The organism is Saccharicrinis aurantiacus (genome assembly GCF_947489045.1).
Lineage (GTDB): Bacteria > Bacteroidota > Bacteroidia > Bacteroidales > Marinilabiliaceae > Saccharicrinis > Saccharicrinis aurantiacus.
Window position 1 is genome coordinate 42,795 of sequence record NZ_CANLCN010000023.1, and the last position, 26,373, is coordinate 69,167.

A 26,373-nucleotide genomic window follows, 5' to 3' on the forward strand; every position below is an offset into this window, starting at 1 on the left:
TCATATGATTACTACACAAAGAATACTTTCAACTTTGTTCTTGTAATCTCCTAGTCTATCTTTTTACTCAGCAAAACTTATTCATCATCGCCTAATAAAAAATCTTCAATCTTAGAAAAGATACTTTGTAGCGGACTTTTAGTTATTGCCTTAATAATAAAACTACTTAAGGCTTGAAAATCGTCTTTACTGACATCAAAACTTATGGCAGCAAAATGAGCCCAAGTTTCTGTCCCACTGAAAAAACCATCACAAAGTATAGATCTTTCATTTTCTTTAAGCTGTATATCTTTTAATGCTTGCCTATTTTTAACCAATAGTTCATTTTGTAACTCAACAACAATATCTAACTTCTTACTATTCTCTAATAAACCTCCATAGCAAACGGTATAAATTAGGTTTCCGTCTCTCTTGCAACTGTAATAATCATAGCCTCTATCAGCTCCACCATAACCTTTATGGAAGTCTAGATTTAATTGTTCGCATACTTTGACAACCTCAGATTCTACGTAATCTTTTACCGAATGTTTAAGTTTAGCCGCCTCGTTAATGTGTTGGGTATGTTGGTAATAGAAATCTAAATTTTGAGCTTCCATAGGATCACTTAGGTTTAATATGTTTTGATAAAAGTCTTTTAAAAAGATGGTAAACTTGTCGCTGGCTTCACAAATATAAGTTCCAAAATTTTGCATCACTACACTTAGTAATTCTAAATGAGTAATATTAATAAAACTATTATGGTGAATATGATGAATAGCTTTTAACGAGAGTAAAATACCCTGCTTGTTTGCTTGTGGTGTACTATCCCAATAATCTTCTAAGTCATTATTTAATAGATGGTTTACCTTGTTTTCTATAATTATAGCATCCGTATCGTTAGACAATAGTAGATCAATACGTCCATTGTTATTAGTGGAAGATTCCGTATGAATATTATAATTAGTGGTGAACTGAAAAGCCTCTTCCTGTTTACTATTAACAATTTGCAGCAAGCTTTTAATAAATAGGTCTTTTAAACCATGCTCAGCATCAACATTAAAATAAAAGGCGTATATATTTGACCATACATTTTCGTAATGAGGTTGTTTTGCAATACCTAAAAATGTGAGTGGCTTTTCTTTAATTTCAGGTATGTTATTTTTGTTAAAAAATAAGGATAAACTATTTAGGTTCATTATATATTGTTTTTACTCCTTGAATGTGGTAATAATTAATTTAAAAGATCATTGGTTTTATGGGGATGAAACATTACTTGACAATCTTCAACAGGATTATCAGGGTTGTTATCTATTTTACTAAAATATATATTCAAGTCCTCTAATTCCTTCATAAACAAAGGTTTGTTTTTAGATTCAAGACATAAATCTACTCGAATATCTGATTCATTATTTATTTTTCCTGACGGTTGGAAGTAATTGAAGCTATCTTCCGTTTTTATTCTTAAATAATTTGTTAGTATATACCTCGAGTGTAATCCTTCAAATCCATCAGGATAATAGCGTTTATGATGCTTCACTATATTTATTTCTGCATTGAAGTATCCCTTTGACCTTATATGCGCCAATATTTGACCCCTAATTTGTTTTATACATTTCTTACTTGGCATTGTTATAATAGTAACTGTTACTACCTGATATGATCTACTCTTGGCTAGCAAAATTTCCAATAACGGATACAGATTATCTCTAAGTCTCTGAAGATCTGAATCTTTTAGTATATAGTTGTCAAATACAATAATACTTGTTAGGGGAGTTGAAATAAAATCTAATTTAGACCAAGCGTCGACCCTTTGTTCTTCAGGTATCAAAGTGCTTTTTGTAACTTTTAGAGGTACACCTTTTCTTATTTCATTAAATACCTTCCAATTTGATTCAATATTTCTATCATTTAAATAAACAAACCCATATTTAGAGGTAAGATCATTACATACATTATTAGATTCATTGATTAAGAAAATATTATACTCTCCTAGATCATCATAAAACGCATCTTCTAATATATACGAACTAATATTTTCTTCATAACAAAAAGTATTCATATTATCGATTAGAATATCCCACATTGGATTGTCTTCCATATGTTTCTTATAATCTGAAAGTTTAATATCACAAATCAGTTTGTAACCTCTATAATCATTACAAAGAAACTTGTAAATATCCATTCTCTCATTAGAATCATTATTCGTAATGAATAAGTTACTCAGAATCTCCTTTTGAACAATTAATGTAGTTTCCATAATTATTTATTAATTGCTTTTCTTTGTAATAGTTTTAATTTAAGATCAGTAGCCTCGTCAATAAAACCTTTACCAAAACTATCACTTAATGTACCATTTCCATTTATAGTGATTTCTTGAACTTTATACTCCTTTTCATAAGCCAACGGATTGAAGTAGAATAAATTAATATAATCTGTAGGTATTTTTTGTTCTGCAATATTTAGTTGAGATTTACGTATTAAATATTCACTGTGTGTTTCAACCAAAAATCTAATTTCGAAAGTTTTAGTTGCATCAATTAGAAAATCAGAGAGTAATGATTGAAGATTAGGATGAAGGTTCGTTTCAGGTTCTTCTAATAAGATAAGCTTTTTGACTGTTTTTAAACCATTAAGAACTTTCTTAATAGGAACTTCCAATGCGATTTTTAAGAGTATTGGTAGAAATTGTGTTATTCCATAACCGAGATCTGCGAGAGCAATTCTTTCTTCGCCAGTAACTAAATAAATTGATGTTGCAACCCCCTCAATATTATCAAAAACAATCTCATCAGAAATCCCAAATCGACATAACCATTTATTAATAAACACCTTAGATTCTTGTGGCAAATCTCTAGCATGGTACTCTAGTATTAAATCATTAAAGGAAGTTCCTTGTGCATCATTAGTATATAATCTCTTTGTATTTGCTCTTACAGCTTCTATATATTCACTATTATTAATAATAGAAGCAAAATTACTTAATAGTTGCCTAATCGGCTGCCCTAGAAGAAAGCTATGAATCTCAGACAATTTTCCAGATTCAATGTTTTTTGACAAGAATTTTTCAAAAAGTTTTGAAAATACTAAAACCGGTTCATCATAAAATTGGTTTTTCCCATTTTCTTTAAGAGAAAAATGAATAGGAATAGAATAAAGTTCTTCGTCATCAGGTCGAGACAATTTAATATTTCTTCCCATAATACGGCCGAAAAAAAGCGAATTAAAATAGCTATTTTTGCTCATCGCTTGATAATTAATTCTTAGAGTATGACTACGAGAATCCTGATGACCAATAGTTAAGGAAAGTATTGGTTTTTCAGACTCAGGAATAATAATTCTCAATATGGCCAACTTCCCACTACGTTCATTCTGTCTATATGTGAGTTCCATTGTTACATCTTGATATGATTTCGAATCCGTCTCTTTAAGAATAGTGTAAACATTTCTTTTTGTTGTTACAGGTTCATCAATAAATGTAAGAAATGGCTGCTCTCCTAAAGCCAATGAAGCCTTGATTCCAAAAGTAATGTTAGGTTCTGAACTTTTTTTATTGACAGTATTCTCAAAGGTACCTAAGTTATGTTTTGTACCAGAAAAGTCAAGAACTTGTAGGTTGCTACTTTTATTACTTTTGAGTAGTAATAGCCCTTTAAGGAAAGAACTTTTTCCGGATGAATTTGGTCCCGTTAAGAACGTTATCGGACAAGTTTCAAAATTATATTTAGATTTAAATACACGGAAATTTTTAAAATATATACTTTTTAGATGTGACATTCTATTTTACTTAAATGATTATTGATAAAATTATTGCCTCTATTTTTTAACGGTTGGTATTATTTCTTCTAAAGTGTTTTTTTGCGACAAAGAACCTCTTTCTATTTTTAACTTCTCTAGGAGGTATTTTAGTCGCCTTTCAACTTCATTTACAACTTCGCTCCATTTTTTTAAGTACAGAGAATAGTTATCACCCTTAATAACCAAACCAGTTTCTTTATTAAGGATTCTTCGGCTAAGTATATCATCATAATCTTGACCTATTAAGAAAAAAGTCCACTCTTCGTTTGCATCATTAAAACAATCCTGTTTTAAAATAACATCCATATATTCCTCAATCTGAGTCATGTGTACAGATTTTAAACGCTTAATACTTGTTGGACTTTTGATTTCAATAATTACGTTATGAGGTTTGCCATCCCTAAAGTCGGTGCCAGCTAAGAATAAATCCATTTCTTTATACTTATCAGGATGTTCAATAAACTCTTTTTTGTTTATTCCTCTAAGTATATAAATATAACGTCTTAACGCTTCTTCGAACTTTACTTCTTCGGCACATACCATTCGGTATTCTTCACCGAATATCCAATAGTGTTTCTCGACAAATTTTTGGAGGTGGTCTCTTTCGTTAGCTTTTAGGTCGTGGTTGAATACTATTTTTTTTAGATTATCAACAATAATCAACCTGTCCTTGATAAGGTTTATGGTTGAAATGACTTGTTTTAAGCGTGTCATCTCCAAAATCTTTGCAAATTCCTTTCTGTCAGCAGAATCTAATTCAATTACAGCATCAATAATTTTAAATAGGCTATCACTTTCTGATTTGTCCATCACTAAATTTAGTAACTCAAGAAATATCCTTTTTTGTTCCTTATTGAGCTTCATAAAAACAGCAGGTTCAACTTCGTATATTTCCTTTACAAGGTTTTCTAATCCTTGCTTTCGTACCTGATCCCACTCATTGTCGCTATAATTAGGGAAAACCTTTTCATCTTCATATTTTTTAACGAGCTTATCTGCTTGAACTCTTAAAAATGGTCGTCTTTTTTTCTTCAGATACTCATTAAGCTTATTAATAAGTTCCTTAAATACTTTCCGTTCCTGACCAGTTCCAAATAGTTCTAGAGTTTCTTCCTCGTTACTATCATCTTCGGATGTTGGCGTATTGAAGAAATCACCGACAATTACCAAACTATGCCAGAAATCATCTCCCTTTTTGTTTAATGAGGTGGTTTTTGTCTTTTTTATTGCCAAATCTTTATTTAAGAAATAGAAGCGAGAGTACTCATCATTTAGCTTCTTTTTCCAACGAATGTATTTGCACTCAAATTTTAATACTTCTTCTTTCGACTTTATCTCGATTGGATAACTATCAACTTCTTCAATGATAGAGGAATAATCAAGTTCTTTACCATTAATGAATATTTTAAACTCTTCCTTTAGCTCAAGAAACCAAGCGAATTCGGCTTTTAGATAAGGAATTAATACATTATCTATAAACTTAGGCGATACAGTTGCATGTAGTTCAATAAACTCAACGGATGTACCAGTTTTTGTGTTCGATTTGATTGGTATTGTAGGGGTATATTCTTTCAAATTTTCACTATTCATGCTTATATCATAAGCCAATAGTTCATTCTCGCTTTTTTTATAAACTGTACTCCAAGTGGCAAAACGTGCAAACTTATGAAAGGTAAATCTACCATATCCGTTTTTCCCTTTTGTTAAATTAGTATTGCTTGTACTAATACTTGATTTATTAGATTCATAAAACTTCCTGAAACGCTCTCCTAGCTCTTCGTAGACAATACCCTCTCCATCATCCGAAATCGTTATTGATTTGAACGATTCAATTTTCGTAGTATCAATTTTAAAATCAATATTTATTTCTGTAGCCTTTGCATCAAATCCATTCCAGATGTATTCTGCTATAGCCCTTTCAGGTGTATGTTTTCGTAATACTTTTTTTATCCCGGAACTTGTTATTTCAACGGATTGGGTTATCATAGGTCTTTAATTTAAAACTAGCGAGCTGATTCATTTTCTGTTTCTACAGGTTGCTGATGTACACTATATTTTGCCATGTGACGTTACTATATTTTAATTCTTTTATTTAATAATAAGATAGTTAACCCATTATGAACCTATTAACAAATTAACATCATCTGCATTCATATTTGGGGGAATAATTGAGTCAATCTTTTCTTGTACACCTGGGGCAATTTCCTCTATATAAGCATTTAGCCAACCTTCATAACTCGCCTTGTATTTTTTTAAATCATCTAAGACTCTTGTTGATTTCAAACCATCAGTACTAAATCCATTTTTTGAATTTGATGGTGACTGGTAAATACTCATGTACTTTAGTTCTAATTTAAAATATGAATAGTGAAAATTAGTACTTTTGCTAGTTGAAAAAAGATGCCAATAACTCTGAGACAAGCCTACTAGCTCGACCAATTTATCTACATGAAGAGTATTTTTATCGTTGGTATGATTCTTAAATATTAATTCAAAAATACCTTTATCGTTTTCTATGGCTACTAAGGCCATATATTCTTTTAGTTGTTCTTTAACTGTCATAATATGTATCCTTTACTTATCGTTCTCACTATTATCAATCAAGATCTAAACTAAATAACTTCTTTTTCGATTTCTACTTTTGTCATTTTAGCAAGAAGTAAGTTCTTCATAGTATTTAATAATTTGATCTCCTCTGATCTAGTTTTAATTTGTTTAAATATACTGCTAACATTTTTGTGAAATTCTGACATATTCAAACTGGTTGCAATATTAACCTTATACTCTTTTAAGTAATCACTATGTACTCTTTGTCTCCCTGAAGAACCAACCATACTGCTAATAGCATAGGCTCTAAAGTTATCATCCCTTGCTAAACAGTAAACCCAAAATGGACTTACTTCATTCTTCGCTCTCATAACAATAAATTCTGTTGAGCCGTATGCGACATCTTTATCTTTTAAACAATCAACAAAACCAATTTTCCCATTTTCTAAACAAGGTGTAATGCGTGCAAAAAGTGTATCCTCATTTTTAAATTTTGAACCTGAAGTAAATTCTCTTTTAATAGTTTTTTTGATGCTCATTGCACTTTCCTGTACATCAGCCATTTCAATATAGCTTACCGTGGAATTCTTTTTTATAGAATGTTTAGGATTAAAATCTATGTAGTTATCCAAATCAGTTAAATCTCCATTCGGAAACTCAAAATCAACAAACCAATGCTTATACAAAGCTTGTGCTGTTTCTTCCAATTTCAGATTAAGCTGCTTGTTAAGTTTTATACGATTTACTATGGTGTTGTATTCTTTTACAATCTCACGTTGTTTTTCTATAGATGGGATGGGGAGTTCTAAATTGCAAAATAATTTCCATGGTAATCCTCCTCTTACATCTGCATCTGTATGAAACCATGCATTTCTATCAAACTCTTTACGAGAAAACCACATCATCAAATATTCAGGATGTAAAATTGAAGTATCAATTATTTCAAATACATCGTAAGCAGGTGATACAATAAATGGTTCCTCTCTCTTAGATAAAGCAACGGGAATTCGATAATCACGACCTACATGCATTCTATTACATGCAAACTGATTGTTTTCTACAATTTTGTATTTAGATAAGTCAGTTCCTACCACATTAGCTACGGAAGGCATAAAAAACTTATCAATATTGATACCTAATAGTTCTTTTGCCCTCAGGTCCTTATTTTTAACCTTGATGGGTTTAATATATTCACCGAGTTTCTTATAATCTGAATGTATATTAGTTATATCGTGCATTTAAATAATTGTAAAGGTTCTTGTAATTTGGATTTTTCTTAATCAGCGATAATATATCTCTACCATCAACCACCTTAAATTTTTCGGGATTTAATAATTGGTTGTTCCACAATTTCTCTAATCCACTATTCTCGCATTGGTGGCTGTTGTACAACAACTCACTATTGGCTTCTGGAATAATCAATACATGTAAAAAATCATCAGCCATGCCACTTTTAACTATTTGCTCTGCCAATAAAGTTTGTCGGGCTATTTCGTAAAAAGGTTCATGGTAGTACAAACAATTTTCGAATTGTTTAGGAGTTTTCAATTGTTTAGATGATTCTATCAACTGATTGTATCGCTCTTGTCTGGTTTGTCCTTTGCCTGGTTCCTTTGCTTTGTTATCAGAGTTGGGATAACTCTCGGTATATTTCCACTCAATGGGAATTAATATTTTCTCATCGTTACACATTCCTATCATAAAAGCATCAATAGATGTGCAATATTTACCCCTTTTGGCATTGGCTTCTTTCTCGTTTAATAGCTCAGCGTTATTGTATGTAAATTCAAAAGCAATATAGCCACCATCTTTATCTTGGTTAATAGGTAGAATATCTGATATGTTGGCATTAAACAGTTGAGCTAACCTGAGTACCATGTCTTTATCTTTACGCAAGGCAAAGAGATAGTTTAAGCATTGTATTTGCGAGGATAGAATATGACCTGGTGGATAGAACTCATTATCGCCCCACCAGGCAATATCGTTTTCTTTGAAGTACGCAACGGCATCCTCCGTAATTTCATTAAACAGGTTGTTTTTACCATCCTGTAATACAAATATTAAGCTTTTGTAATTACCAAAGCTAGCACCACCTGTATCATTATTGAATAACTCAGGTAAATCATATAACAGACGCTTGGTCTGCAATTTTCGTTGGTGTAGTTTGTAATTGCTCATTATAGAATGAAATTTGAATGCGTTGCATCGATGTAAATTACATCATATTTATGTTTGTATTGTTTTTTAAATTGTATTTGTTCTTCTGCTGTATTGAATACAAAAACATAGGCAAAATCAACACTTGCACCCTGAAGGTTATTGATAATACCCCTTGTGTTAAAATTGTATATGCCCAACTGTGCTTTCGTATTTATTATGCTTGTCACATCATCTATTAGTGTCTGCTTAAATTCAGGATGATTAATGTGCTCTGTAAATTTAGCATGATGGTCGTCAACGCCTGATTCTCCATTAAGAGCATTAAGGCCTTGTTTTAATTCGAGCAGAACGATTTTTTGTTTCTCTAAATCAACAGCTACTAAATCGAAACGGGTATTCTTATTTGTTCTATCCGTAAGCAAGTTTTGTGCAAACTGATATTCCATATCTACTACCAAATAACGCTTGTAAATGGAGTTATTTGCAGCTATTATTTTTTGTTGAATATCGAACTCAAGGTTATTCTTTTTTTTAGAGAACTCATTCACCAACCTTTTGGCTTCAACAAAGTATTCATTAGGTGTATTTAAATCTAATATTGGTTTAGACTCATTCTTCCAATAACCCTTATCCAAAACAGTAGGATCCTCTTTTCGAGGATGTATTGTTAATACTTTAGACTTTTGATAATAAACTATTGCAGTACTATGTATTCTCACCTCAATAGCAAGTTCGGAGTCTCTCTTTATGCAATCTAATAGGGTTGCATAATCACCTGTGCATAGTTTATTAATTAAAGAAGTATTTAAAGACCTTGCCATTTAATCGAGTTCTATTTTATAACCTAATTCGTTAAATACATTGAGCAAATCGGCTTTTGATTTATTCTCAGCTTCAAGTAATTCTTTAAATTCCCCCTTTAGGGTAGTCATTTTGGTATCGAAATCAATATTTTCGTCACGATTCACAAACTCAATGTACTTACTTGGCACAAGTGAATAATCTTTTTTAGCAACATCAGCTTTGGTAGCTCCAAAGCAGTATTCCGGCACATCCTTAAAATCGGGATTTTGCTGCCAATCATGGTATGTAGCGGCTATTTTTCTTATATGCTCTTCTTGATTGAATTGAATATACTTCTTCTCAAAAGGTTCTCCCATCTCACGTAAATCCATAAAAAGGATTTCTTCTTCACGATTTCTATAATTGCGTGTTTCATCAGGATGCACAACTACACGTTCTCGTTTATTATTGTTAAGAACCCAAAGCGTTACACTAATATTAGTGGTATAGAACATGTTCTGAGGAAGAACACAAATTGCCTCCACCAAGTTATTTTCAATCAATTGCTTTCGTATTTTGTATTCTTCGCCACCTCCAGATAAAGCACCATTAGCCAAGATAAAACCAGCTACACCATTTTGAGAGAGCTTGCTTGCCATATTCAATATCCAAGCATAGTTTGCATTGCTAGTTGGAGGAGTTTCGTAGCCTGCCCATCGTGGGTCATCAGTTAACTCATCACTTGCTCGCCAATCCTTTTGATTAAAAGGAGGATTAGCCATAATGTAATCCGCTTTCAAATCTTTATGTTGGTCTTTACCAAAGGTATCGGCAGGTACAGCACCAAAGTTGGCAGCAATACCACGTATGGCCAAGTTCATTTTAGCCAACTTATAAGTGGTGGCTGTGTATTCTTGTCCATAAATAGAAACCTCTTTTTTGTTACCATGGTGGTTTTCTATAAACTTCATACTTTGTACAAACATACCACCAGAGCCACAAGCAGGGTCATAAATAACACCTTTGTATGGTTCAATCATTTCGGCAATCAAGTTTACAATACTCTTAGGTGTATAGAATTCTCCTTTACCTTTTCCCTCGGCAATGGCAAACTTACTCAAGAAGTACTCATAAACTCGACCTACAATGTCTTGTTGTTCATCCTTTATGGTATCAATGTCGTTAATCGTATCTAGCAAGGAAGCTAACTTACTCACATCCATATTTAAGCGAGAGAAGTAATTATCGGGCAATGCACCTTTTAATGTCTTATTATTCTTCTCTATGGTATGTAATGCTGTATCAATTTTTAATGCGATATCATCTTGCTTAGCATTATCAATGATATAACTCCATCTACTTTCTTCAGTTAAGAAGAAAATGTTTTTACTCGCATAGAACTCTTGCATATCAATAAAGTCCTGTTCACCATCAGCAATCATTTCTTCTCTTCGAGCTTCGAACTTATCACTTACAAATTTTAGGAATATTAATCCTAAAACTACGTGTTTGTACTCACTACTTTCTACTGTCCCCCTTAATTTATTGGCAGAATCCCAAAGGGTTTCTTCCATCGATTTTTGCTTCTTAGGTGCTGCTTTTTTTGCCATATTTTGTTTGATATCTTTAAATCTAAATCCTGTAAATTATAAGTATAGTTCTTTCAGACGAATGTCTCTCATTGGGTTGTCTGATTACGTCAAAAGTAAGAAAATAACGCACCAAATAATAATATACTACAAGTATTTATAAGATTATGTGTGCAGTGTAGAGTTAACTGATATTTTTAGTTTTTCATTAAATACTCTCTTCGTTAAAACAAAGTCTATTAGCTTTATTATAAAACAATGTAACTCTTCTACAAAATAGCACCTTATCAGAAAATTGGTAATTATTCTCCTATGTCAACATTGCATCTTTAGAGGAGATATAGTGCAATTCTTAAATAGGTCATAACTTTTCAAATTCTTCTAGCGTAATACAAAAGTGTTCCAGAATTAAAAGAAGCTGCTGTTTGGTGTAATAATGCCTTCTGGAGTTTCCTATTTGTTCAATCTTCTTCTTTAGTTCGGGAGAAATATCAATTTCGTTTCGGAGTTGTTGCATAGCCGATTTAATGGAAATACTATTTGGGTATAACTTTTTCACTATATCCTGCTTTAATATGGTTCTGCGGACTATCATATGGCTGGGTTTATATTGATTAATACGCCAAAAGGCAAGTGAAATATTGATACAAGTAGCCTTGTAGTGTATATTTTGAGGGCTTGAGACTGCTTTTGTAAGCTTTTTAAAATATTAAGATAATATGAGCGAACTTTCAGATATTGTTGAGACTGCTTTGTTAAGAAAGAAAAAAATTGAAGATCATATTTTGAGTGCTTTATTCTGAATTTGAAAAAATATATCCAACACGAAGCAATATGCTCAACTTTTGTGGCTGCATTTATTAGAATAGAGTGTTTAATTATTAAAATTTGAAGTGCTTTGCTGGTTCCAATCTCATACCAGGAGATTACATGGGAATTATCGTGACTAAAACGAAGAATAAGGTAATAAAAGGTAAAACCACAATGTACTATAAACACGAAAAGCCCCAATAAGAGGCTCATTTTAAGTAATCTGCAAGAAGCTTTGGGCATAATTTTAAGTTTTATACCCTTGGTAATTAGCTATGTAAATATAGAAATAATTGAAGCTAAATAAAAGGAATATTAGAACTGGAATATAAACCTATAGCTTGGTCATTTATAATTAAAAATGTATTTCTATACGACCTATGGTATTTCTAAAAAAGTGTCCTCACTCCTCACTTTATGATTAATTATCTGAATATCAATATTATAATTTGAGGACAATGAGGACAAGTGAGGAAAAACATAAATAATTCCTCACCTGTCCCTCATATTTTTGCCTTTTTCCTCACTCGTCCTCACTTTTAGTCATTTACAAACTATACTAATATATTATATATCAATACTATAACTATACACATAGATACTAAGTGAGGAAATGAGGACGATTTTTGTAATAACACCATTATTATTGGCTAAACAGTTATTATACTTATATATAGTTTAAATACTAAATCGTTCTAGCTCGATGCCCTGGTCTTTTAGTGTATCGTAATTCATGATGTAGGCACTTGTTCTATTACTTCCGAACTTTACGTTCTTTCTGCGGTAATCGATAAACGAGCGATGCTTCTTTAAATACTCACCAATAACGGCTTGGTCTAGTACTGTTATGCCTTCCTTTCTCGCCTGCTCTCTATATAATCCATGAATTGCACCCACTCTTAAATATAAGTGCTTTTCATTATTCTCTGCTGCTTCCATTTTGTAATGCGTATTCTCAGAAATCTTATATAGATTAAGTAGTGATTGTAATACATGAAAATACTGTTCTACTTCATCGCTTTGGTTCTGAACTGATATGGTAAGCTTTGCTGATCTTGTTAAGGCATTTTTAGCCGTCAAAAAATCAAAGGGAAAACCCAAGTCCGAATACTCCATTAATATCTTCATTGGTGTTAATACCGAGGAAATATTAAGCACTGTTCTTCGATCAACATTACCATATTCTCTGACGAGATCATCCATAACTTCTGAACTGATCTCAGGTTCTATCTTAGAATAATACTCTTCTATTAAATACCGGTAATCGAATACAGCACAAGTAATATTGGTAAACTGCAAACTTTCTTCTGCAGATTTAAATAGTTTCAAATCGGAATAATTACCTCTATTGTTATCATCAAACTCTCCCAATAAACTTCGACTACTAAGTGCTGGGTCTTGAGTAGGTAAATCCTGACCACTGATAATTCCCGAACCTCTAGGCCTTGCGATTTTTGTTTCGTTACCGCCTGACTTTACACCTGTAAGCTTACCATTACGATCTGAGATACCTTTGAGTGCTTCAATCGTATTTTTGTGTATGCTATTCTTATACTCATTTCCCCAGAATGGATGATTAGTTGTAGAATCCATACTCCGCTGCATACCTGTACTGGTACTACCAGATGCGAGATTGATACCATCTTCCATAGGTGGTTTACCAAACATATACATAATACTTCGGGCTGCTGTACTCTTACCCGATTGGCGTTTTCCAAAAAGGAATAATATAGGAAAATACCCGAAGTTGGCTCTGTATATCAGGTCACTAAATATGGTGGCAATATAATAGGCTATCAGTAATTCAGAATTACCTGGATACACCTTAGTCATCGATTTTGCCCATTGCGCAAAACTCCAACTACTACCTTTAATCGGCTTCACATATTTAGAGTTTTCTTTAAATGGATTGCCACCATCGGAACTACCTATTTTTAAAGATTTGCCATAAGGCAGATAAAAGAAATGAAGTAGGTGCACCTGGCATTTATCAATGCAGCTCTCCAATTTCTTTTTACCATATCTACCTATAAATTCTGATGTCGTATTTAAAACGTGAAATGTATCCTTAATGCGAATCTGACTTTCTGGAGGAATCTTATCAAATTCATCCATATTATTTATCTGAGTGGTATGAGTACTAATACCATACTCATCAATGGGATGAAAATTCTTATTATAGTATAAGCCATTGGCAAATACCCAAAATTTATTGATTTCGTCGAAACCGACACGCTCTAACTCTTTGGCTTCAGGAATACCCAATAGTTTCACATTTTTAATGTTATCCAGCTGGCTATCGTTACCATACCAAAAGAAACCATGACGACGGTGAACCTGCTTTTTAAAGGATGCTGGAGTACAGAAGTCATCTGATGAAATTATAGCCAAACGCTTCCTTCCATATTGACTTATCAAACGCAAAACGTATTTCAGGTCTAGCTTACCTTGTGGGTCTTTATGAAACACACAAAATATGGCTTCGAATGTGAAGTTAGAAATTTGCTTAGGGTTCTTACCTTCCATAGTATAATAAGCCCCATTTTCTTCATAAAATTGATTTTCTAATAAATTCTCCTGCTGCTCTTTTTTCAGCTTTATAATATCGCTGATATTCTCCTTCTTCTTTAGTTTCTTTTCGCTAGGCTGATTATTGGTTTTTAGAGCATCTTGCCAGGCTTTTTTAGGTTTGATTAGCTCCGCTACAAAATCGAGATATACTTCTTGCTTTGTTTTATCATAACAAGATATGAGAGAAGAAATTCGCTTGATGACCTCTGATTTTTTAACCGGATCATTTGCAAATTTATCACTATAGAACCCTGTTTTATAAATCAGATAATCCGACTGAGTTTCCGCATACTGAAGAAAGTCGGCTTTAGTAGTAAAAGTTGAATCAGGGTCTTGCTTTTCGGGCAGTAAAATAACTGATACATGAAATTCATTCTTGATAAGTATTTCTGCATTCCGATCAGTAGCTAGTAGTCCAGCTGCATCACCATCAAATATCAAAGTTACTTTGTTGGTATATCGTTTCAATAACTTTGCTTGAGCTTGAGTTAGTGCAGTACCGCATGTGGCTACCGTATTTTCAATACCGATATCATGCATACGCAATACATCTGAATAACCCTCCACTATATAGGCCATATCGTTTTTCTGTATGGCAAATCGTGCTACATTCAAAGCATACAGTTCATTCCCTTTAATGTAAATACTACTCTCTAGTGTATTTAGATACTTGATTTTTGGAATTTTGTCGAGGTCTCGTCCAGCAAAAGCAATAGTCTGACCTTTTGAGTTGGAAACAGGGAATATTAATCGGTTACGAAAAAAATCATATAGACCATTATCGGAACTTTTCAATACACCAATCTCTTCAAGTATCTCTGTCTTTAAACCATTTGTTCTAGCATAAACCAAGAGCGCATTATTGTTAGGAGCATAACCAATATTAAAACTACCGGATTCAGGTATAGCAAGATTCCGCTCTTTGATATAGCTTTTTGCTTCCTTGTTATTCACTTGCTCTAAAAAGAACCGTTCGATGATATTACAGGCAACCTTAAGGCTTTCTTCATGCTTATATTTGGCTTCATCAAAATTGATGCTTTTCTTCCACTCAAAACTGACCTTAAGTATTTTCGCACCAATTTCAACGGCTTCCTTAAAATCAACACCTTCCTGTTGTTTAATAAACTCAATGGCATTACCTCCTCTATCACAACCAAAACATTTGAATATTCCTTTTGCTGGATTCACACTAAAGGATGCTGTCTTTTCATTATGAAAAGGACAGCAAGCTTTATAATTGCTTCCTGCCTTATTTAGCTTAATATAGTTATCGACAACCTTAAGAATATGATCGTTTATTTGTTCTATTACCCTGTTTGCATCCATATACTTTAGTTTGGAAATTCTATTGATAATTGGCGCTTATTATATTGCCATTGCTCAAAAGTCATTTCTTTAATATCATTAAGTGCTTTTTTGGCATCGCTGAGTTGTTTCTTTTGATCACTATAATCTGCCCGGATTCTTTCCACCTCTTCTAGCTGTTTCTCCAAAGCTTTTTGTTTCAATTCTAAGAACTCTCCTTGGTCAGCAAAATAGTTATATAGGGCATCGTAGCACTGAAGCTTGTACTTAATAATTTGTTCCTTTACTTCTGGCTTTACATTCCTCGGATTAATTGAGAATAACCAACCAAATACAAACTTAAATGGGATGCAAGACATTTCTCTGTCTTTACCATCAGCTCCAACTGTGGTGCTGAGCACCATAGTTGAAGCTAAAATTTCATCCTTTTGTATTTTACTCATTTGACTTTTGTGGTCAATTCCCAAAGCTTCACATATTGGCTTTACTGGTATAAGTTTTTCTGTTCCATTAATAAGCATAATGCTTACATCATTAATGCGTGCTACTGTTTTTATATTCTCTTTCATAATTGGTTGTGAGTTAAAAAAAATGGCAGGGCTACCCCTGAATAACCCTGCCTAAAACCTGAGCTAATTACCAAGGGAGGTTATTATTTGTCGTATCTCCTTGTTGCTTGATGGATGAAAAATAGTACGCAATTTTAAATCCATTGCAACGGTCAACTCTATCCTGGCCATGATATTATCTCTCCAATCGGGGAGCACATATATTGCTTGGCTACTTTTTAGTAATTCAATACGTTTGTGTAAGGTATCGGACCAACTCATCTTTGTAAAAGCCATTTCTGTAGGGTTCACAACAGAACATCTCATGGATTTAAACTTGGCTTTTATTTTAGTTGTATCAACTAATCCTTTTACACTGTTTTTGGACATATCGTCCCCGCATATATAAATAGTTGTCATCTTCTACTTCTTTACTTGATTCAAATTTTTACACAATTTACTTTCTGAGAGTACCTGATTACTAGATTTGTTTTTGAGCAAGAGTTTAAAAAATGAAAATCGCAATTCTTGCTTATTACAATCAGCTTTAAGTCTTTCTTTTGTTGTCATATAGGTTACTGGCTACTTAGGTTTATGTAATATCCATTTATACGTTCTGCTTTATTTCTTTTAAAGAAGAATGTCGACCTGATTTAATCCATTTTTCCACTTCTTCGATTTTGAATAGTAATATCTTACCTCCCGGTTTATAAAAGGGAATCTGCTTATTATATACCCTGCCATAGATGGTTCGTAAACTTTCACCTAATAGCTCAGCTAGTTCTGCAGCAGTAACATAATCAAAACCAATTCCAGCCTTATGTTGTGCTTTTGCTAATTCCGAGACCTTATCATTTAGTTGATCTAACCTCTTTAAAGCTTCTGTATTGAAGCACTTCTTTTTATCCATAATCTTAGCGTTTTTTGTAATTCAAAAATTCAATAGCAAGTATAGGGTACGGAAATACCTATTTCCAACGTCGGACTATCCGAAATTTTGAATATTTTTCGTTAACTATTAACTATGTGACTATTACAAAGGATGATCTTTGTGAAAAATTGAGATTTGGGGTAAAACGTCGGATACTTTTTATGCTCAAATGACAGTAAAAAGCAATAAATGGAAAACAGTATTCTTACGTATTATCGTGTTACTATTTCAACAATCAATTTTTCAATTTCAGCGGTAGGAAAATTACGCTCTTCGAAATGCAAACGAATGACTTCCAAATCGACCAAAAGGTTTTTATCTTTTTTTATATACGGCGCTTTTTCTATTAGACGATAGAAATATGAATTCTTATAAGTTTTCATATCAATACCATTTACCATACATAAAAAACAGGCAAGTGTTGAGTTACCAATATCTACCCTTAACTTTAAACCTAAAAGACGAAAAATAAAATAAACCCATAGTACCTGTTGAGCCTTTGAAAATCTTAATATAGTTTCATAGGCATTTGGCACAGACTCCGTTAGTTTTGGCACTACCTCTACTTCTTCTTTTGATCTAAAATATTTCAGAAATTGAACCTTACCAAAATAGTCGCAGAAGAAATTATAATAATCTTGGGGATTTGTCGACGACAGGTCAACGATTGGTGAGTAATAGTAAATTTCTAGATTCTTATAATGAGTAGTTTTCTGGCGAATACTAATTATATCTTGAAATTTAACCGGAGAGCTACTTGGAATAATCCATCGAAACAACTGTTTTGCTTTTATACGAATTGTGCCCTTCTGCAAATAACAAAGTTCTCCTTCATTATTATAGACCTCAAGTCTTTTAAGGTGGGTATTTGCTGGAAAAAGAAAAGATGAGAAATATTTCTCGTTTATGGTCACATAACGTTGCGTATGCTCCATCCTCTCCCTTATGATCAAAGCTTTATCAATAACGCTATCTATATCCTCAGATTGGACGAGGTAGTTATAATCAAAAAGACTCATTAGCTCAACTGGAAACGGAGCTGTTGGAAAATGTGTTAATTTTTCGATTAGGATATCCATATTAGATTCCCATACCGTGGATTCTGCAGCCTTTTTATAGGCTTGCAATAAATTTTCAAATACTTCTAAGCAATCTTTTTCAAAATTCTGCCCTTCATTCTTCTTAAATACCATAATCAGATTTATTAAAAAATAAATATTAATAGCTTATGGATACCTAATTAATCAACAGAATAAAGTATCATCTTGCGAAGTCATATCGAATGTATTCTTAAATATTATTACATCATATTGCTGCCATTAAGTTAACCATAAGCTAAATTTCAATTAATAATCTCAAACTATTTTGATAGCTAAAAGTTCATTTGAACCGAATAATGGTAAATAACGGAGTCTGTATTTGATAATTTTTAAAAAAAATGAAAATATTTTATTTACTTTTTTCTACGTTATATTACGTACTTAAGTATAGTAATTTGTATATGAGGAGATTTTTATAAAATTGAAACAATACACACATGTCACTAATTATAAATACTTTACAAGATTAGTATTTTAGAATCAATTATACTTTTTATACATTGTTGTACGCCGTTATTCTTTGTTTTCTCTTTCTTTCAATTTGATATTTCCAAACAGACAAAATCAGAAACAGTAGCGATATTAGTGATATTACTAATCGTCCAGTTGATAACCCAATTAAAGAATTTAAATCTTTAAGAGTCAACCAGAGAATAAATCCAATCAATGCCCACAAAGTATAAATCACAAAATTTATCATTTTCATTTGGTCAAGGTCTAACTCTTTACTTTTCTCATATTCCATTTTTATCCATTCTTCATCTGCCTTTTTTTTATAAGAATGAAATATTTCAAGTCTACCTTTCACATATTCCTCAATTTTGTAAAAGTTCCCACATTCAAAATCCGATATTCCAATTGTCTTTTTATCCGATGTGTAAATTATTATTTGCTTGTAATCAACCGGTTGAGCAGTCAAAGAGCTCCATTGAAATCCAAGTATATCTTTTAGGTCATATTCAAGTCTCTTTGTCCTAAATAACCAGTTAATAATCATTTTGTCATTTTCAAATCTAACTGTTTTTGCCAATCGTTGAATGCTTATCAATCCCGCTACTACAAATAATGAAAGCACAATTATTCCAGTAATTTGTCCAGCTCCAAAGTCATTCTTATTCATTGATATTTTTATCAGGATAAAATCAAGCCACCCAAATGCGGATAGTAATCCAAGAGTAAAAAAAATTGTCAGTATTCTAAATCTAGTTTTCATTAATCAATTTTCTTGTTAGCAGGTCTGTCCTAATGGCGTACAACGTTGACTGGATGAAGCTGTAAGCGATTTGAAAAGCCAAACCAACCAAAACACCACATAGCCAACATTTTTGTTTTTGTTTAAACTTAATTCTTACCAAACACAAATGAAAATTTTGGCGGACTTCAAAGAACCTACAAAACTCCCAAATCCATGCTGGCGCTTATGCTTTATTCCAGATTGTTGTACCTCGTTTTTTTCTATTTAATACGAAAATATCTATCAGTCTCGACACCAAAATCAAAGTCGCTTTTTACTTTAATAACTAAACTATCAGAATCAAGTTTAATCAACTCATACTTACGATTTCCTAAAGTTAATAAGTCAGGCTGTAGAATGAAATCTGCACTATATTCATTACTGCCTTGCTTAACGTCAACTGTATTGTCGGCATTGAAAGTTAAAACTGTCTTAATAGTTGATGTGTTACTATTTGTTCCAATAGAAATAAATGCCTCGTCATTAGTTTTTTCCGGATTAAGTTTTTGCCACTTTCCTACAATTGAACTTTCTTGATTATTACAACTGGTAAAAAAAATTCCACAAGCTAATACTAAATAAGTAAGGTAATTCTTCATATATGCTTTCTGATTAAATTGTTAAGTCATTTATTTGTTACACACTAAACTTTCAAAACGTTTCTGACTCCACAATTATTTTATTGTGCGCCATGCAAATGAGGTACAACGGCTCGTGTATGAGTAGTGCGGGATTGAACCCACTACTGTCTCAAATAACTAAGTAGCCAAAACTACGATTTTACAGTTAACTTTCAAATTTTTAATTAGCCTGTCAAATCGTAGATTTGGCGGGGCTCAAAAACCGCACAAGCCCTCATAAAAACTGCGCTCCCCGCATTACTTATACACATTGTTGTGTGTTCGTGCTTTATTTCATCATTCTTTTATAGTGTTCTTGATATCCGTTTTGTTCAAAAATCAATTTTAGTCCATTTTTAAATGTCGTGTAGTCAAATTCTTTAATATCAAATATATTCTGCCCTAAAGAATGAGATTCTCTATTAATATACCGACCAAAGGATTGATATTTATTTTCTTGCAAAACTGGCTTTTGAAACACATTTCCTAAATCTCGCTTCTCAATAAAATTAAAGAAATATTCGATTATATTTCTCATGCAATTTGCTATTAAAGCTGCAGGTTGATTTTCATCTTTGATAATATTCCAATATGAATGATAATCATTCTGAATTTCTTCATATTTCATTTCTAATATCTGACTTCCTTCGGAATTCTTGACTATACGGTAAAGGTTTTGGTTTTCTTTTCTTCTTTCATGGTTTGTTTCAGTCAATTCGTAGAAAAAGTATAAACTATGGGTAAGAAGGAAGACTTGTTCGTATTTCTTGGAACGGATAAATTCACTTTTAATTAACTGTCCAATATTGAAAATGTAAATGTGAGATAAACTTGAAATTGGGTCATCTATGACAACTATTTTCTTCTTATTACTATCTGACACATTTTTCTTTCCACGACATAATTCCAAGAAATAAAGGAAGCTAATAATCATTTTTTCACCCTCACTCAATGAGTGAAATATTTCTGCTTCTTCGGAACCCCTAACTATTTTGTAATGATTTTCAGAATGTTTTATAATCTTGAAATCACTAATACCAAGTTCTATCAACCCATTATTTATGCTTTCGACTGCTTCTTCAATATTAATTGTCTTTTTTTGTTGCTCAATAATGATTTTGTTTTGGTCTGACAATTTCGTTTCAAAAGTTTTTAATTCTTTCGATAAGTCTTGCCCTTTTTTAGTAATATGAGATTTGTCTGTTATAAATGTTGATATAGTTTGGTCATATTCCCAACGCATTAGATTCCAAAATTCGCCTTTCAAAAGTTTTAGAGCTGCATTTTTATTATCTATTTTATTATTATGCTCTCCAATTTCATTATTAATATTTAGAACAAAATCTGCTAACCCCTTAACCACTTCTGCTGATTTGTTTAATGTGATTTTTTGACTTGGTGATTTTATTTTATTTTCGAGCATGCTAAGATTTAATTCTAACAACCTCAGAACACTATCATACTTGTTATCAAACTCAGTTTTCTGTGCTTTTACAATTGGATTTTGTTCGAAAACTATCTTCTGGGGAAATGATTCAATTGCACTTTTATAATTTATAACTAACTGATTTATTTTCTTAATATCATTCTCATAGGTCTCATTGAAATATTCTTTTAAATTATCAATGATTTCTTGAGTGATTGTAGATTGTTGACAAAAAGGGCATATTTCTGTCTTTTCAATAGACTTTGGTAAGTAATCAATTCCTGATTTAACCCAATCTGAATTTTCAAGTTTAGATATTAAATCAGCTACACTACTATTTTTATTCCCAACTATTTGTTTGCTTAATATTGATTCTTGTTCAATATTATCACCAGAAAATATAATGCTTGGAAGCAGTTGATATTTTTGTGCATTTTCTCCAGTCAAAGCTTGAACTTCTTTTTTAATATCGTCAATGTCTTTAATTGGTTTTACCTCAGGTTTTGATAAAGAAATTATGTGGTCAAAAAGTTTCTCCTTTTTACCTCTGAGACCTTCCAAACAAAATTCAAAAACACGGTCGCCACCTGTATAATTGGCTTTAATTTCCCAAACTTTATTTTCAGTATGTTGCTTTTTGTTGCGATAATTTTGTTTTAATAAGTCTATCTCTTCTGTTTTAGCATTCTTTTGAACTAGTAAGGATTCAATTAACTTTTCTGCAGATTTAATTTTCTGTTCTGCGTCTTTGTTTTCTTTGGATAAGGTAAAAATCCCGTTCAGACTATCTGATTCATAAAAATAATCTTGAACAAAAGTTTGATTATAAACAGCAACTTCCTCTTCATCTAATCCCTGAATGCTGCAAGAGTTGAAATTTGTATCATTCTGTTTATATAGATAGTTTGAAAATGTGCTTTTTCCTGTTCCATTTAACCCATAAATCAAGTTAATTTTCTTATCAGTCTCTAAGTCTACAGGCTTCTTATAACTTGCTACATTGTTTAATGTTATTTTAGAAATCATAATTATTTTAATTCAGGGTTAATTCTAACTCAGGAGGCTTCTCCTGCATGACACACAACGTTACGAATACGAGGCTGTGAGCTGATTTGAAAAACAGAACCTCCAAACACCACTTAGCCGTAACTTTTGTTTGGCTATATATTTATCGTTTTCACTAGCCGAAACAAAAGTTTCGGCGAACTTATTTTTTGTACTAAACTACCAAAATTATACTGACAGCTTATGCCTTGTATTTATTGTTGTGCCCAGTTATTTTTTGCGTCTTATAAACTTTCTGATGAAATAAATAGTTAATAATGCTACAATCCATAATGGCCAATTCCTAACTATAAGTAATAAGAAATCTATTACTCCATGCCAACCCATAGTAAAAGATTGTTTAATTCTTTTAGATATTTTCTCTCTCTTTTCTGGATTGCTTTTGATTTCTTTCTTCTTTATAATATTTAAATTAAGTGTACTAAAATCGACCAAATCACTTAAATACTTTAACGTTCCTGTAGTGCTTTCAATTTCTTCTTCTAAGCGACGTATCTTTTCTTCAACTTGTAATATTTCTTTGATGTTTATGGCTTTCTTTAATAATTCTTGATATCTCTTAAGATAAGCTCTTTTATTTTGCAGCCGTATCTCTAAATCAACAAATTGTTCAGTAACATCTCTTGCATCAACTTCTTTGTATAGAATTTCACCATTGCCAAGCTGCAAAGCATTAACGAGATTGTCAAAATTTGATGAAGGTATTCTTATTACTAAATTGTATGAAGATTCCCAATCTGTTTTATTCAAGCTTTCATTCGAATAATATGCGTCATACCGTTTAACTATAGAATCAATTCTTACTTTCGTTAATTCTAGATTTGTGACCTTTAAGCCAACTCTTCCGTCTTTAATTATTTTACTCTTAACAATTTCCTTATTCCCCTTTAATGGTGGTGGTGGTGGTGCAATTTCTTGCTGACGTGTTATTGGTATTATTTCCTCCCCCATTTCGAAATGAGTAGATGCTATTTCTGCCTCATTTTCACTGCAAGAGACAATAAGTAAAGACGATATTATTATTAATAATATTGATTTCATCATAGTATGTTGTTTCATATTTCTATCTAATTGGGCACAACGTTACAGCTAAGAGGCGTAGCGCAATTAACACCACTACCCTGCTTAACTATAGCAAACTTAATAAAAACCTATGCACTTACAAATTACCACAATGCGCTATGACTTTTAGCTCTTGTTACATGTTGTTGTTTCTCATTCTGAATACAGAATACGACCTTCTAAATCCCTAGTCCTTATGAGTGACACTTTTGGTCAGGACTAGATGAGTCCTAATACATGTGAAAATCAAGTCCAACCAATAATGGGAAGTCCTACGAGCCAGTCCGACCAGAATTGTCAGTCAAATAACCAAGATGTAAAGTTGAAATTCAAGTCCTAATGCGAAATTGCAAGATGTAACAAACCTTCTAACACAATTCAATAAATTCCAATAGACGATAACTGATCGGTGATACGAATTCCTTTTTCCTATGACCAACCTAAATGACAATATTCCTAGATTTTCGGTGAATCAGTGCTGAAAAAAAAGCCTTTCAAATCCGCGTTTATAATTCCTTATATTTTGAATAAACCTAGTCTACAATAACAAAACTGAGGACGAACTGCTTAATAAATAACATGTAACGTTACAGCTAAGAGGCGTAGCGCAATTAACACCACCACCCTACTTAACTATAGCAAACTTAATAAAAACCTATGCACTTACAAATTACCACAATGCGCTATGACTTTTAGCTCTTGTTACATGTTGTTGTTTCTCATTCTGAATACAGAATCCAATATTCCACATTCAAAGTCCTAATGAGTGACACTTTTGGTCAGGACTAGATGAGTCCTAATACATGTGAAAATCAAGTCCAACCAATAATGGGAAGTCCATGGAGCCAGTCCGACCAGAATTGTCAGTCAAATAACCAAGATGTAAAGTTGAAATTCAAGTCCTAATGCGAAATTGCAAGATGTAACAAACCTTCTAACACAATTCAATAATTTCCAATAGACGATACCTGATCGGTGATACGAATTCCTTTTTCCTATGATCAACCTAAATGGCAATATTCCCTAAATTTTCGGTGAATCAGTGCTGAAAAATAAGCCTTTCAAAACCGCGTTTCTAATTCCTTATATTTTGAATAAACCTAGTCTACAATAACAAAACTAAGGACGAACTGCTTAATAAATAACATGTAACGGCTCGAATAAGTGGCTGTGGGCTAACTTTAAAAACTTAACCTCCAAAACCCCACTGAGCCGAAATTTTGTTTAGGCTATAAATTTATTCTTTTCACTAGCCGAAACAAAAGTTTCGGCGATTTTATTAAACGAGCTAAACTCCCAAATCTATGCTCACAGCCTATGACCTTTATTTTTTGTTACCACACGTTTTTTCTTTCTACTTTATATTTATACGGATTCTCAGAATCATTTTCGCCATTGTGATATATTAAGATATTAGCAAAGCTTTCATCAAGAATAACTGTTTCAATATTGTAAATTCCGATTAAACATAAATTGTCCAAATTAAAAATCTCTTTGTTAAAGAATCCGAAACAAGATTGTGTAATTGTGATACTTTCTCCACAGGAAAATATTCCTCCTGTTCTAACTACAATTTTACTCTTTTCATTAAGATCAAACTCACATTCTTGTCTACCAATAATCATAGATGATATACTCAAAATAAGTAAGGGTACAAGTAATAATACTATAACTTTTTTCATTCTTGTATTTTTGCACAAAGTGAAATATAAGTTCGCGACTATTATAAATGTCCAACCTATTATTGGAAAAGTTAGGAATCCTTTAAATCTATAACCATTGTACTCAAACAATATTGAAATTATGAACACGAGTGTCCAAATCGACAATGTAATCTTGATTCCCTTTTCAATGAAAGGAATTTCTTTCTTTGAAAGAGAAGGAACAGAATTCAAACCAATGATTAAAACTAAAAATAATATTATGGCGATCATATTGTAAATGTGTGGTAACGGCTCGAATAAAGGATGTAGGCTACATTTGAAAAACCAAAACAACCAAAATCCAGCAGAGCCGAACTTTTGTTTAGGCTATAAATTTATTCTTTTCTCTAGCCAAAGCAAAAGCTTCGGCGATATTATGATACGAACCTAACGCCCTAAACTATACTCACAGCCTATGACCTTTATTTTTTGTTAGCAATAGTTATTAATTCATTAATTTCATATTCTTATATTCTTCTTTTTTCAATCTATACTCTGTCTCACTTAGAAGCCCTCTAATTTTTAACCAATTTAGCTGGTTCATCATTGTTTCTTCTGGTATGTCAGGGTCAATTTTTGAATACCTTTCAAGTATTATAGAATCTGATTTTTCAATTAATTTATGAGCAAATTCTTCTACTTTTTGACGAGAAGGTTTGTCTAAAAAGAAAGTTACAGTAGAAAAACCTCCTGTTATGTGCAATTCACTTTTTACAGGTGTCAAAAATATTAATGCCCCAAGACCTAAATAAAATAATCCAATAACAATCCCTGCCCAAAGGGATAATTCAGCTTGACCAGAACCGAAATAGACAGCCAGAAAGAACAAACCAAATGCACCAAGTATGCCACCTCCTATTATTGATGGTCTTCGAGAGTTTCTTTCAATAAGAATATCATTACCTATTGAGTCAATCTTTATTTGCCATTCCTTAATTTCTCCTAGTTCTTTATGATATAATTTGAGTCTCTCACCTTTTAGCTCAAATGTTCGTTTACTTAAACCCCTTTTTTGCGAGAATTCCATCCAATTTTATTTTCTAGTTTGCTAAGTTAATTATTGCTAACGTTTGGCGCCAAGAAGCTGTTGTGCAATTTAAAGTCAGCTTCGCCACCTCAGTCACAACAAACTTAACAAAATA

21 protein-coding genes are annotated in these 26,373 nt (G+C 32.3%); all 21 read right to left on the reverse strand.

Translation table 11 applies throughout. The features are described from left to right. Positions 1-77: 77 nt before the first annotated feature. The 21 genes from QMO11_RS19265 to QMO11_RS19365 all read right to left on the reverse strand — a co-directional run bounded on the left by QMO11_RS19265 (position 78) and on the right by QMO11_RS19365 (position 26,258). Entirely contained in the window at positions 78-1,175 is a 1,098-nt protein-coding gene (locus QMO11_RS19265; protein ID WP_282039336.1) for a PD-(D/E)XK nuclease family protein, read from the reverse strand. Positions 1,176-1,210: 35 nt separating this feature from the next. Next, complete coding sequence (locus tag QMO11_RS19270) at positions 1,211-2,236, reverse strand: hypothetical protein (protein ID WP_282039338.1); 1,026 nt, start codon at positions 2,234-2,236, stop codon at positions 1,211-1,213. A 2-nt stretch (positions 2,237-2,238) separates the two neighbouring features. Then, positions 2,239-3,753: an AAA family ATPase gene (locus QMO11_RS19275; protein WP_282039340.1), complete on the reverse strand. Its 1,515-nt coding sequence runs from the start codon at positions 3,751-3,753 to the stop codon at positions 2,239-2,241. Positions 3,754-3,792: 39 nt separating this feature from the next. After that, positions 3,793-5,760, reverse strand: coding sequence for an ATP-binding protein (locus tag QMO11_RS19280; RefSeq protein WP_282039342.1), 1,968 nt, complete (start codon positions 5,758-5,760; stop codon positions 3,793-3,795). 129 nt (positions 5,761-5,889) lie between these two features. Further along, a complete protein-coding gene (locus QMO11_RS19285) occupies positions 5,890-6,336 on the reverse strand; it encodes a hypothetical protein (protein WP_282039344.1) in 447 nt (148 codons plus the stop codon). A 50-nt stretch (positions 6,337-6,386) separates the two neighbouring features. After that, positions 6,387-7,559, reverse strand: coding sequence for a restriction endonuclease subunit S (locus tag QMO11_RS19290; RefSeq protein WP_282039346.1), 1,173 nt, complete (start codon positions 7,557-7,559; stop codon positions 6,387-6,389). Beyond that, positions 7,543-8,499 carry a PGN_0703 family putative restriction endonuclease gene (locus QMO11_RS19295; RefSeq protein WP_282039348.1) on the reverse strand — a complete coding sequence of 319 codons (957 nt, stop codon included), beginning with the start codon at positions 8,497-8,499 and terminating at the stop codon, positions 7,543-7,545. Before QMO11_RS19295 ends, QMO11_RS19290 begins: the two co-directional genes overlap by 17 nt. After that, positions 8,499-9,302 carry a hypothetical protein gene (locus QMO11_RS19300; RefSeq protein ID WP_282039351.1) on the reverse strand — a complete coding sequence of 268 codons (804 nt, stop codon included), beginning with the start codon at positions 9,300-9,302 and terminating at the stop codon, positions 8,499-8,501. The genes QMO11_RS19295 and QMO11_RS19300 overlap by 1 nt, the downstream gene beginning before the upstream one ends. Continuing rightward, on the reverse strand, positions 9,303-10,874 hold the full coding sequence (locus QMO11_RS19305) for a type I restriction-modification system subunit M (RefSeq protein ID WP_282039353.1): 1,572 nt from the start codon (positions 10,872-10,874) through the stop codon (positions 9,303-9,305). It abuts the gene before it with no gap. Between the two features lie 340 nt (positions 10,875-11,214). Next, complete coding sequence (locus QMO11_RS19310) at positions 11,215-11,448, reverse strand: DUF4248 domain-containing protein (RefSeq protein ID WP_282039355.1); 234 nt, start codon at positions 11,446-11,448, stop codon at positions 11,215-11,217. Positions 11,449-12,341: 893 nt separating this feature from the next. Then, positions 12,342-15,563, reverse strand: a complete 3,222-nt coding sequence (dnaG, locus tag QMO11_RS19315) for a DNA primase (protein ID WP_282039357.1) — start codon at positions 15,561-15,563, stop codon at positions 12,342-12,344. A gap of 5 nt (positions 15,564-15,568) precedes the next feature. Then, positions 15,569-16,111 (reverse strand): phage antirepressor N-terminal domain-containing protein, encoded by a 543-nt coding sequence (locus QMO11_RS19320; RefSeq protein ID WP_282039359.1) that lies wholly within the window; start codon positions 16,109-16,111, stop codon positions 15,569-15,571. Between the two features lie 63 nt (positions 16,112-16,174). Then, positions 16,175-16,480, reverse strand: coding sequence for a DUF4406 domain-containing protein (locus tag QMO11_RS19325; RefSeq protein WP_282039361.1), 306 nt, complete (start codon positions 16,478-16,480; stop codon positions 16,175-16,177). 217 nt (positions 16,481-16,697) lie between these two features. Then, positions 16,698-17,000, reverse strand: coding sequence for a helix-turn-helix domain-containing protein (locus tag QMO11_RS19330; RefSeq protein WP_282039364.1), 303 nt, complete (start codon positions 16,998-17,000; stop codon positions 16,698-16,700). Between the two features lie 233 nt (positions 17,001-17,233). After that, positions 17,234-18,214: a hypothetical protein gene (locus QMO11_RS19335; RefSeq protein WP_282039366.1), complete on the reverse strand. Its 981-nt coding sequence runs from the start codon at positions 18,212-18,214 to the stop codon at positions 17,234-17,236. A 400-nt stretch (positions 18,215-18,614) separates the two neighbouring features. Then, entirely contained in the window at positions 18,615-19,334 is a 720-nt protein-coding gene (locus QMO11_RS19340) for a hypothetical protein (protein WP_282039368.1), read from the reverse strand. Positions 19,335-19,576: 242 nt separating this feature from the next. Then, positions 19,577-19,954 (reverse strand): hypothetical protein, encoded by a 378-nt coding sequence (locus QMO11_RS19345; RefSeq protein ID WP_282039371.1) that lies wholly within the window; start codon positions 19,952-19,954, stop codon positions 19,577-19,579. 310 nt (positions 19,955-20,264) lie between these two features. Continuing rightward, positions 20,265-22,427 carry an AAA family ATPase gene (locus QMO11_RS19350; RefSeq protein WP_282039373.1) on the reverse strand — a complete coding sequence of 721 codons (2,163 nt, stop codon included), beginning with the start codon at positions 22,425-22,427 and terminating at the stop codon, positions 20,265-20,267. Positions 22,428-22,676: 249 nt separating this feature from the next. Further along, positions 22,677-23,510 carry a DUF4349 domain-containing protein gene (locus tag QMO11_RS19355; protein ID WP_282039375.1) on the reverse strand — a complete coding sequence of 278 codons (834 nt, stop codon included), beginning with the start codon at positions 23,508-23,510 and terminating at the stop codon, positions 22,677-22,679. Between the two features lie 1,352 nt (positions 23,511-24,862). Further along, positions 24,863-25,153, reverse strand: coding sequence for a hypothetical protein (locus tag QMO11_RS19360; RefSeq protein WP_282039377.1), 291 nt, complete (start codon positions 25,151-25,153; stop codon positions 24,863-24,865). Between the two features lie 523 nt (positions 25,154-25,676). Then, complete coding sequence (locus tag QMO11_RS19365) at positions 25,677-26,258, reverse strand: hypothetical protein (RefSeq protein WP_282039379.1); 582 nt, start codon at positions 26,256-26,258, stop codon at positions 25,677-25,679. Positions 26,259-26,373 lie beyond the last annotated feature (115 nt).

What these genes read in the sequence shown, in the direction of transcription:
- QMO11_RS19355 (WP_282039375.1), bottom strand. Translation starts at nt 23,510, where the DNA reads ATGATGAAATCAATATTATTAATAATAATATCGTCTTTACTTATTGTC.
- QMO11_RS19365 (WP_282039379.1), bottom strand. Translation starts at nt 26,258, where the DNA reads ATGGAATTCTCGCAAAAAAGGGGTTTAAGTAAACGAACATTTGAGCTA.
- QMO11_RS19280 (WP_282039342.1), bottom strand. Translation starts at nt 5,760, where the DNA reads ATGATAACCCAATCCGTTGAAATAACAAGTTCCGGGATAAAAAAAGTA.
- QMO11_RS19290 (WP_282039346.1), bottom strand. Translation starts at nt 7,559, where the DNA reads ATGCACGATATAACTAATATACATTCAGATTATAAGAAACTCGGTGAA.
- QMO11_RS19285 (WP_282039344.1), bottom strand. Translation starts at nt 6,336, where the DNA reads ATGACAGTTAAAGAACAACTAAAAGAATATATGGCCTTAGTAGCCATA.
- QMO11_RS19335 (WP_282039366.1), bottom strand. Translation starts at nt 18,214, where the DNA reads ATGGTATTTAAGAAGAATGAAGGGCAGAATTTTGAAAAAGATTGCTTA.
- QMO11_RS19265 (WP_282039336.1), bottom strand. Translation starts at nt 1,175, where the DNA reads ATGAACCTAAATAGTTTATCCTTATTTTTTAACAAAAATAACATACCT.
- QMO11_RS19360 (WP_282039377.1), bottom strand. Translation starts at nt 25,153, where the DNA reads ATGATTATTGGTAGACAAGAATGTGAGTTTGATCTTAATGAAAAGAGT.
- QMO11_RS19320 (WP_282039359.1), bottom strand. Translation starts at nt 16,111, where the DNA reads ATGAAAGAGAATATAAAAACAGTAGCACGCATTAATGATGTAAGCATT.
- QMO11_RS19345 (WP_282039371.1), bottom strand. Translation starts at nt 19,954, where the DNA reads ATGAAGAATTACCTTACTTATTTAGTATTAGCTTGTGGAATTTTTTTT.
- QMO11_RS19350 (WP_282039373.1), bottom strand. Translation starts at nt 22,427, where the DNA reads ATGATTTCTAAAATAACATTAAACAATGTAGCAAGTTATAAGAAGCCT.
- QMO11_RS19325 (WP_282039361.1), bottom strand. Translation starts at nt 16,480, where the DNA reads ATGTCCAAAAACAGTGTAAAAGGATTAGTTGATACAACTAAAATAAAA.
- QMO11_RS19305 (WP_282039353.1), bottom strand. Translation starts at nt 10,874, where the DNA reads ATGGCAAAAAAAGCAGCACCTAAGAAGCAAAAATCGATGGAAGAAACC.
- QMO11_RS19330 (WP_282039364.1), bottom strand. Translation starts at nt 17,000, where the DNA reads ATGGATAAAAAGAAGTGCTTCAATACAGAAGCTTTAAAGAGGTTAGAT.
- QMO11_RS19295 (WP_282039348.1), bottom strand. Translation starts at nt 8,499, where the DNA reads ATGAGCAATTACAAACTACACCAACGAAAATTGCAGACCAAGCGTCTG.
- QMO11_RS19340 (WP_282039368.1), bottom strand. Translation starts at nt 19,334, where the DNA reads ATGAAAACTAGATTTAGAATACTGACAATTTTTTTTACTCTTGGATTA.
- dnaG (WP_282039357.1), bottom strand. Translation starts at nt 15,563, where the DNA reads ATGGATGCAAACAGGGTAATAGAACAAATAAACGATCATATTCTTAAG.
- QMO11_RS19300 (WP_282039351.1), bottom strand. Translation starts at nt 9,302, where the DNA reads ATGGCAAGGTCTTTAAATACTTCTTTAATTAATAAACTATGCACAGGT.
- QMO11_RS19275 (WP_282039340.1), bottom strand. Translation starts at nt 3,753, where the DNA reads ATGTCACATCTAAAAAGTATATATTTTAAAAATTTCCGTGTATTTAAA.
- QMO11_RS19310 (WP_282039355.1), bottom strand. Translation starts at nt 11,448, where the DNA reads ATGATAGTCCGCAGAACCATATTAAAGCAGGATATAGTGAAAAAGTTA.
- QMO11_RS19270 (WP_282039338.1), bottom strand. Translation starts at nt 2,236, where the DNA reads ATGGAAACTACATTAATTGTTCAAAAGGAGATTCTGAGTAACTTATTC.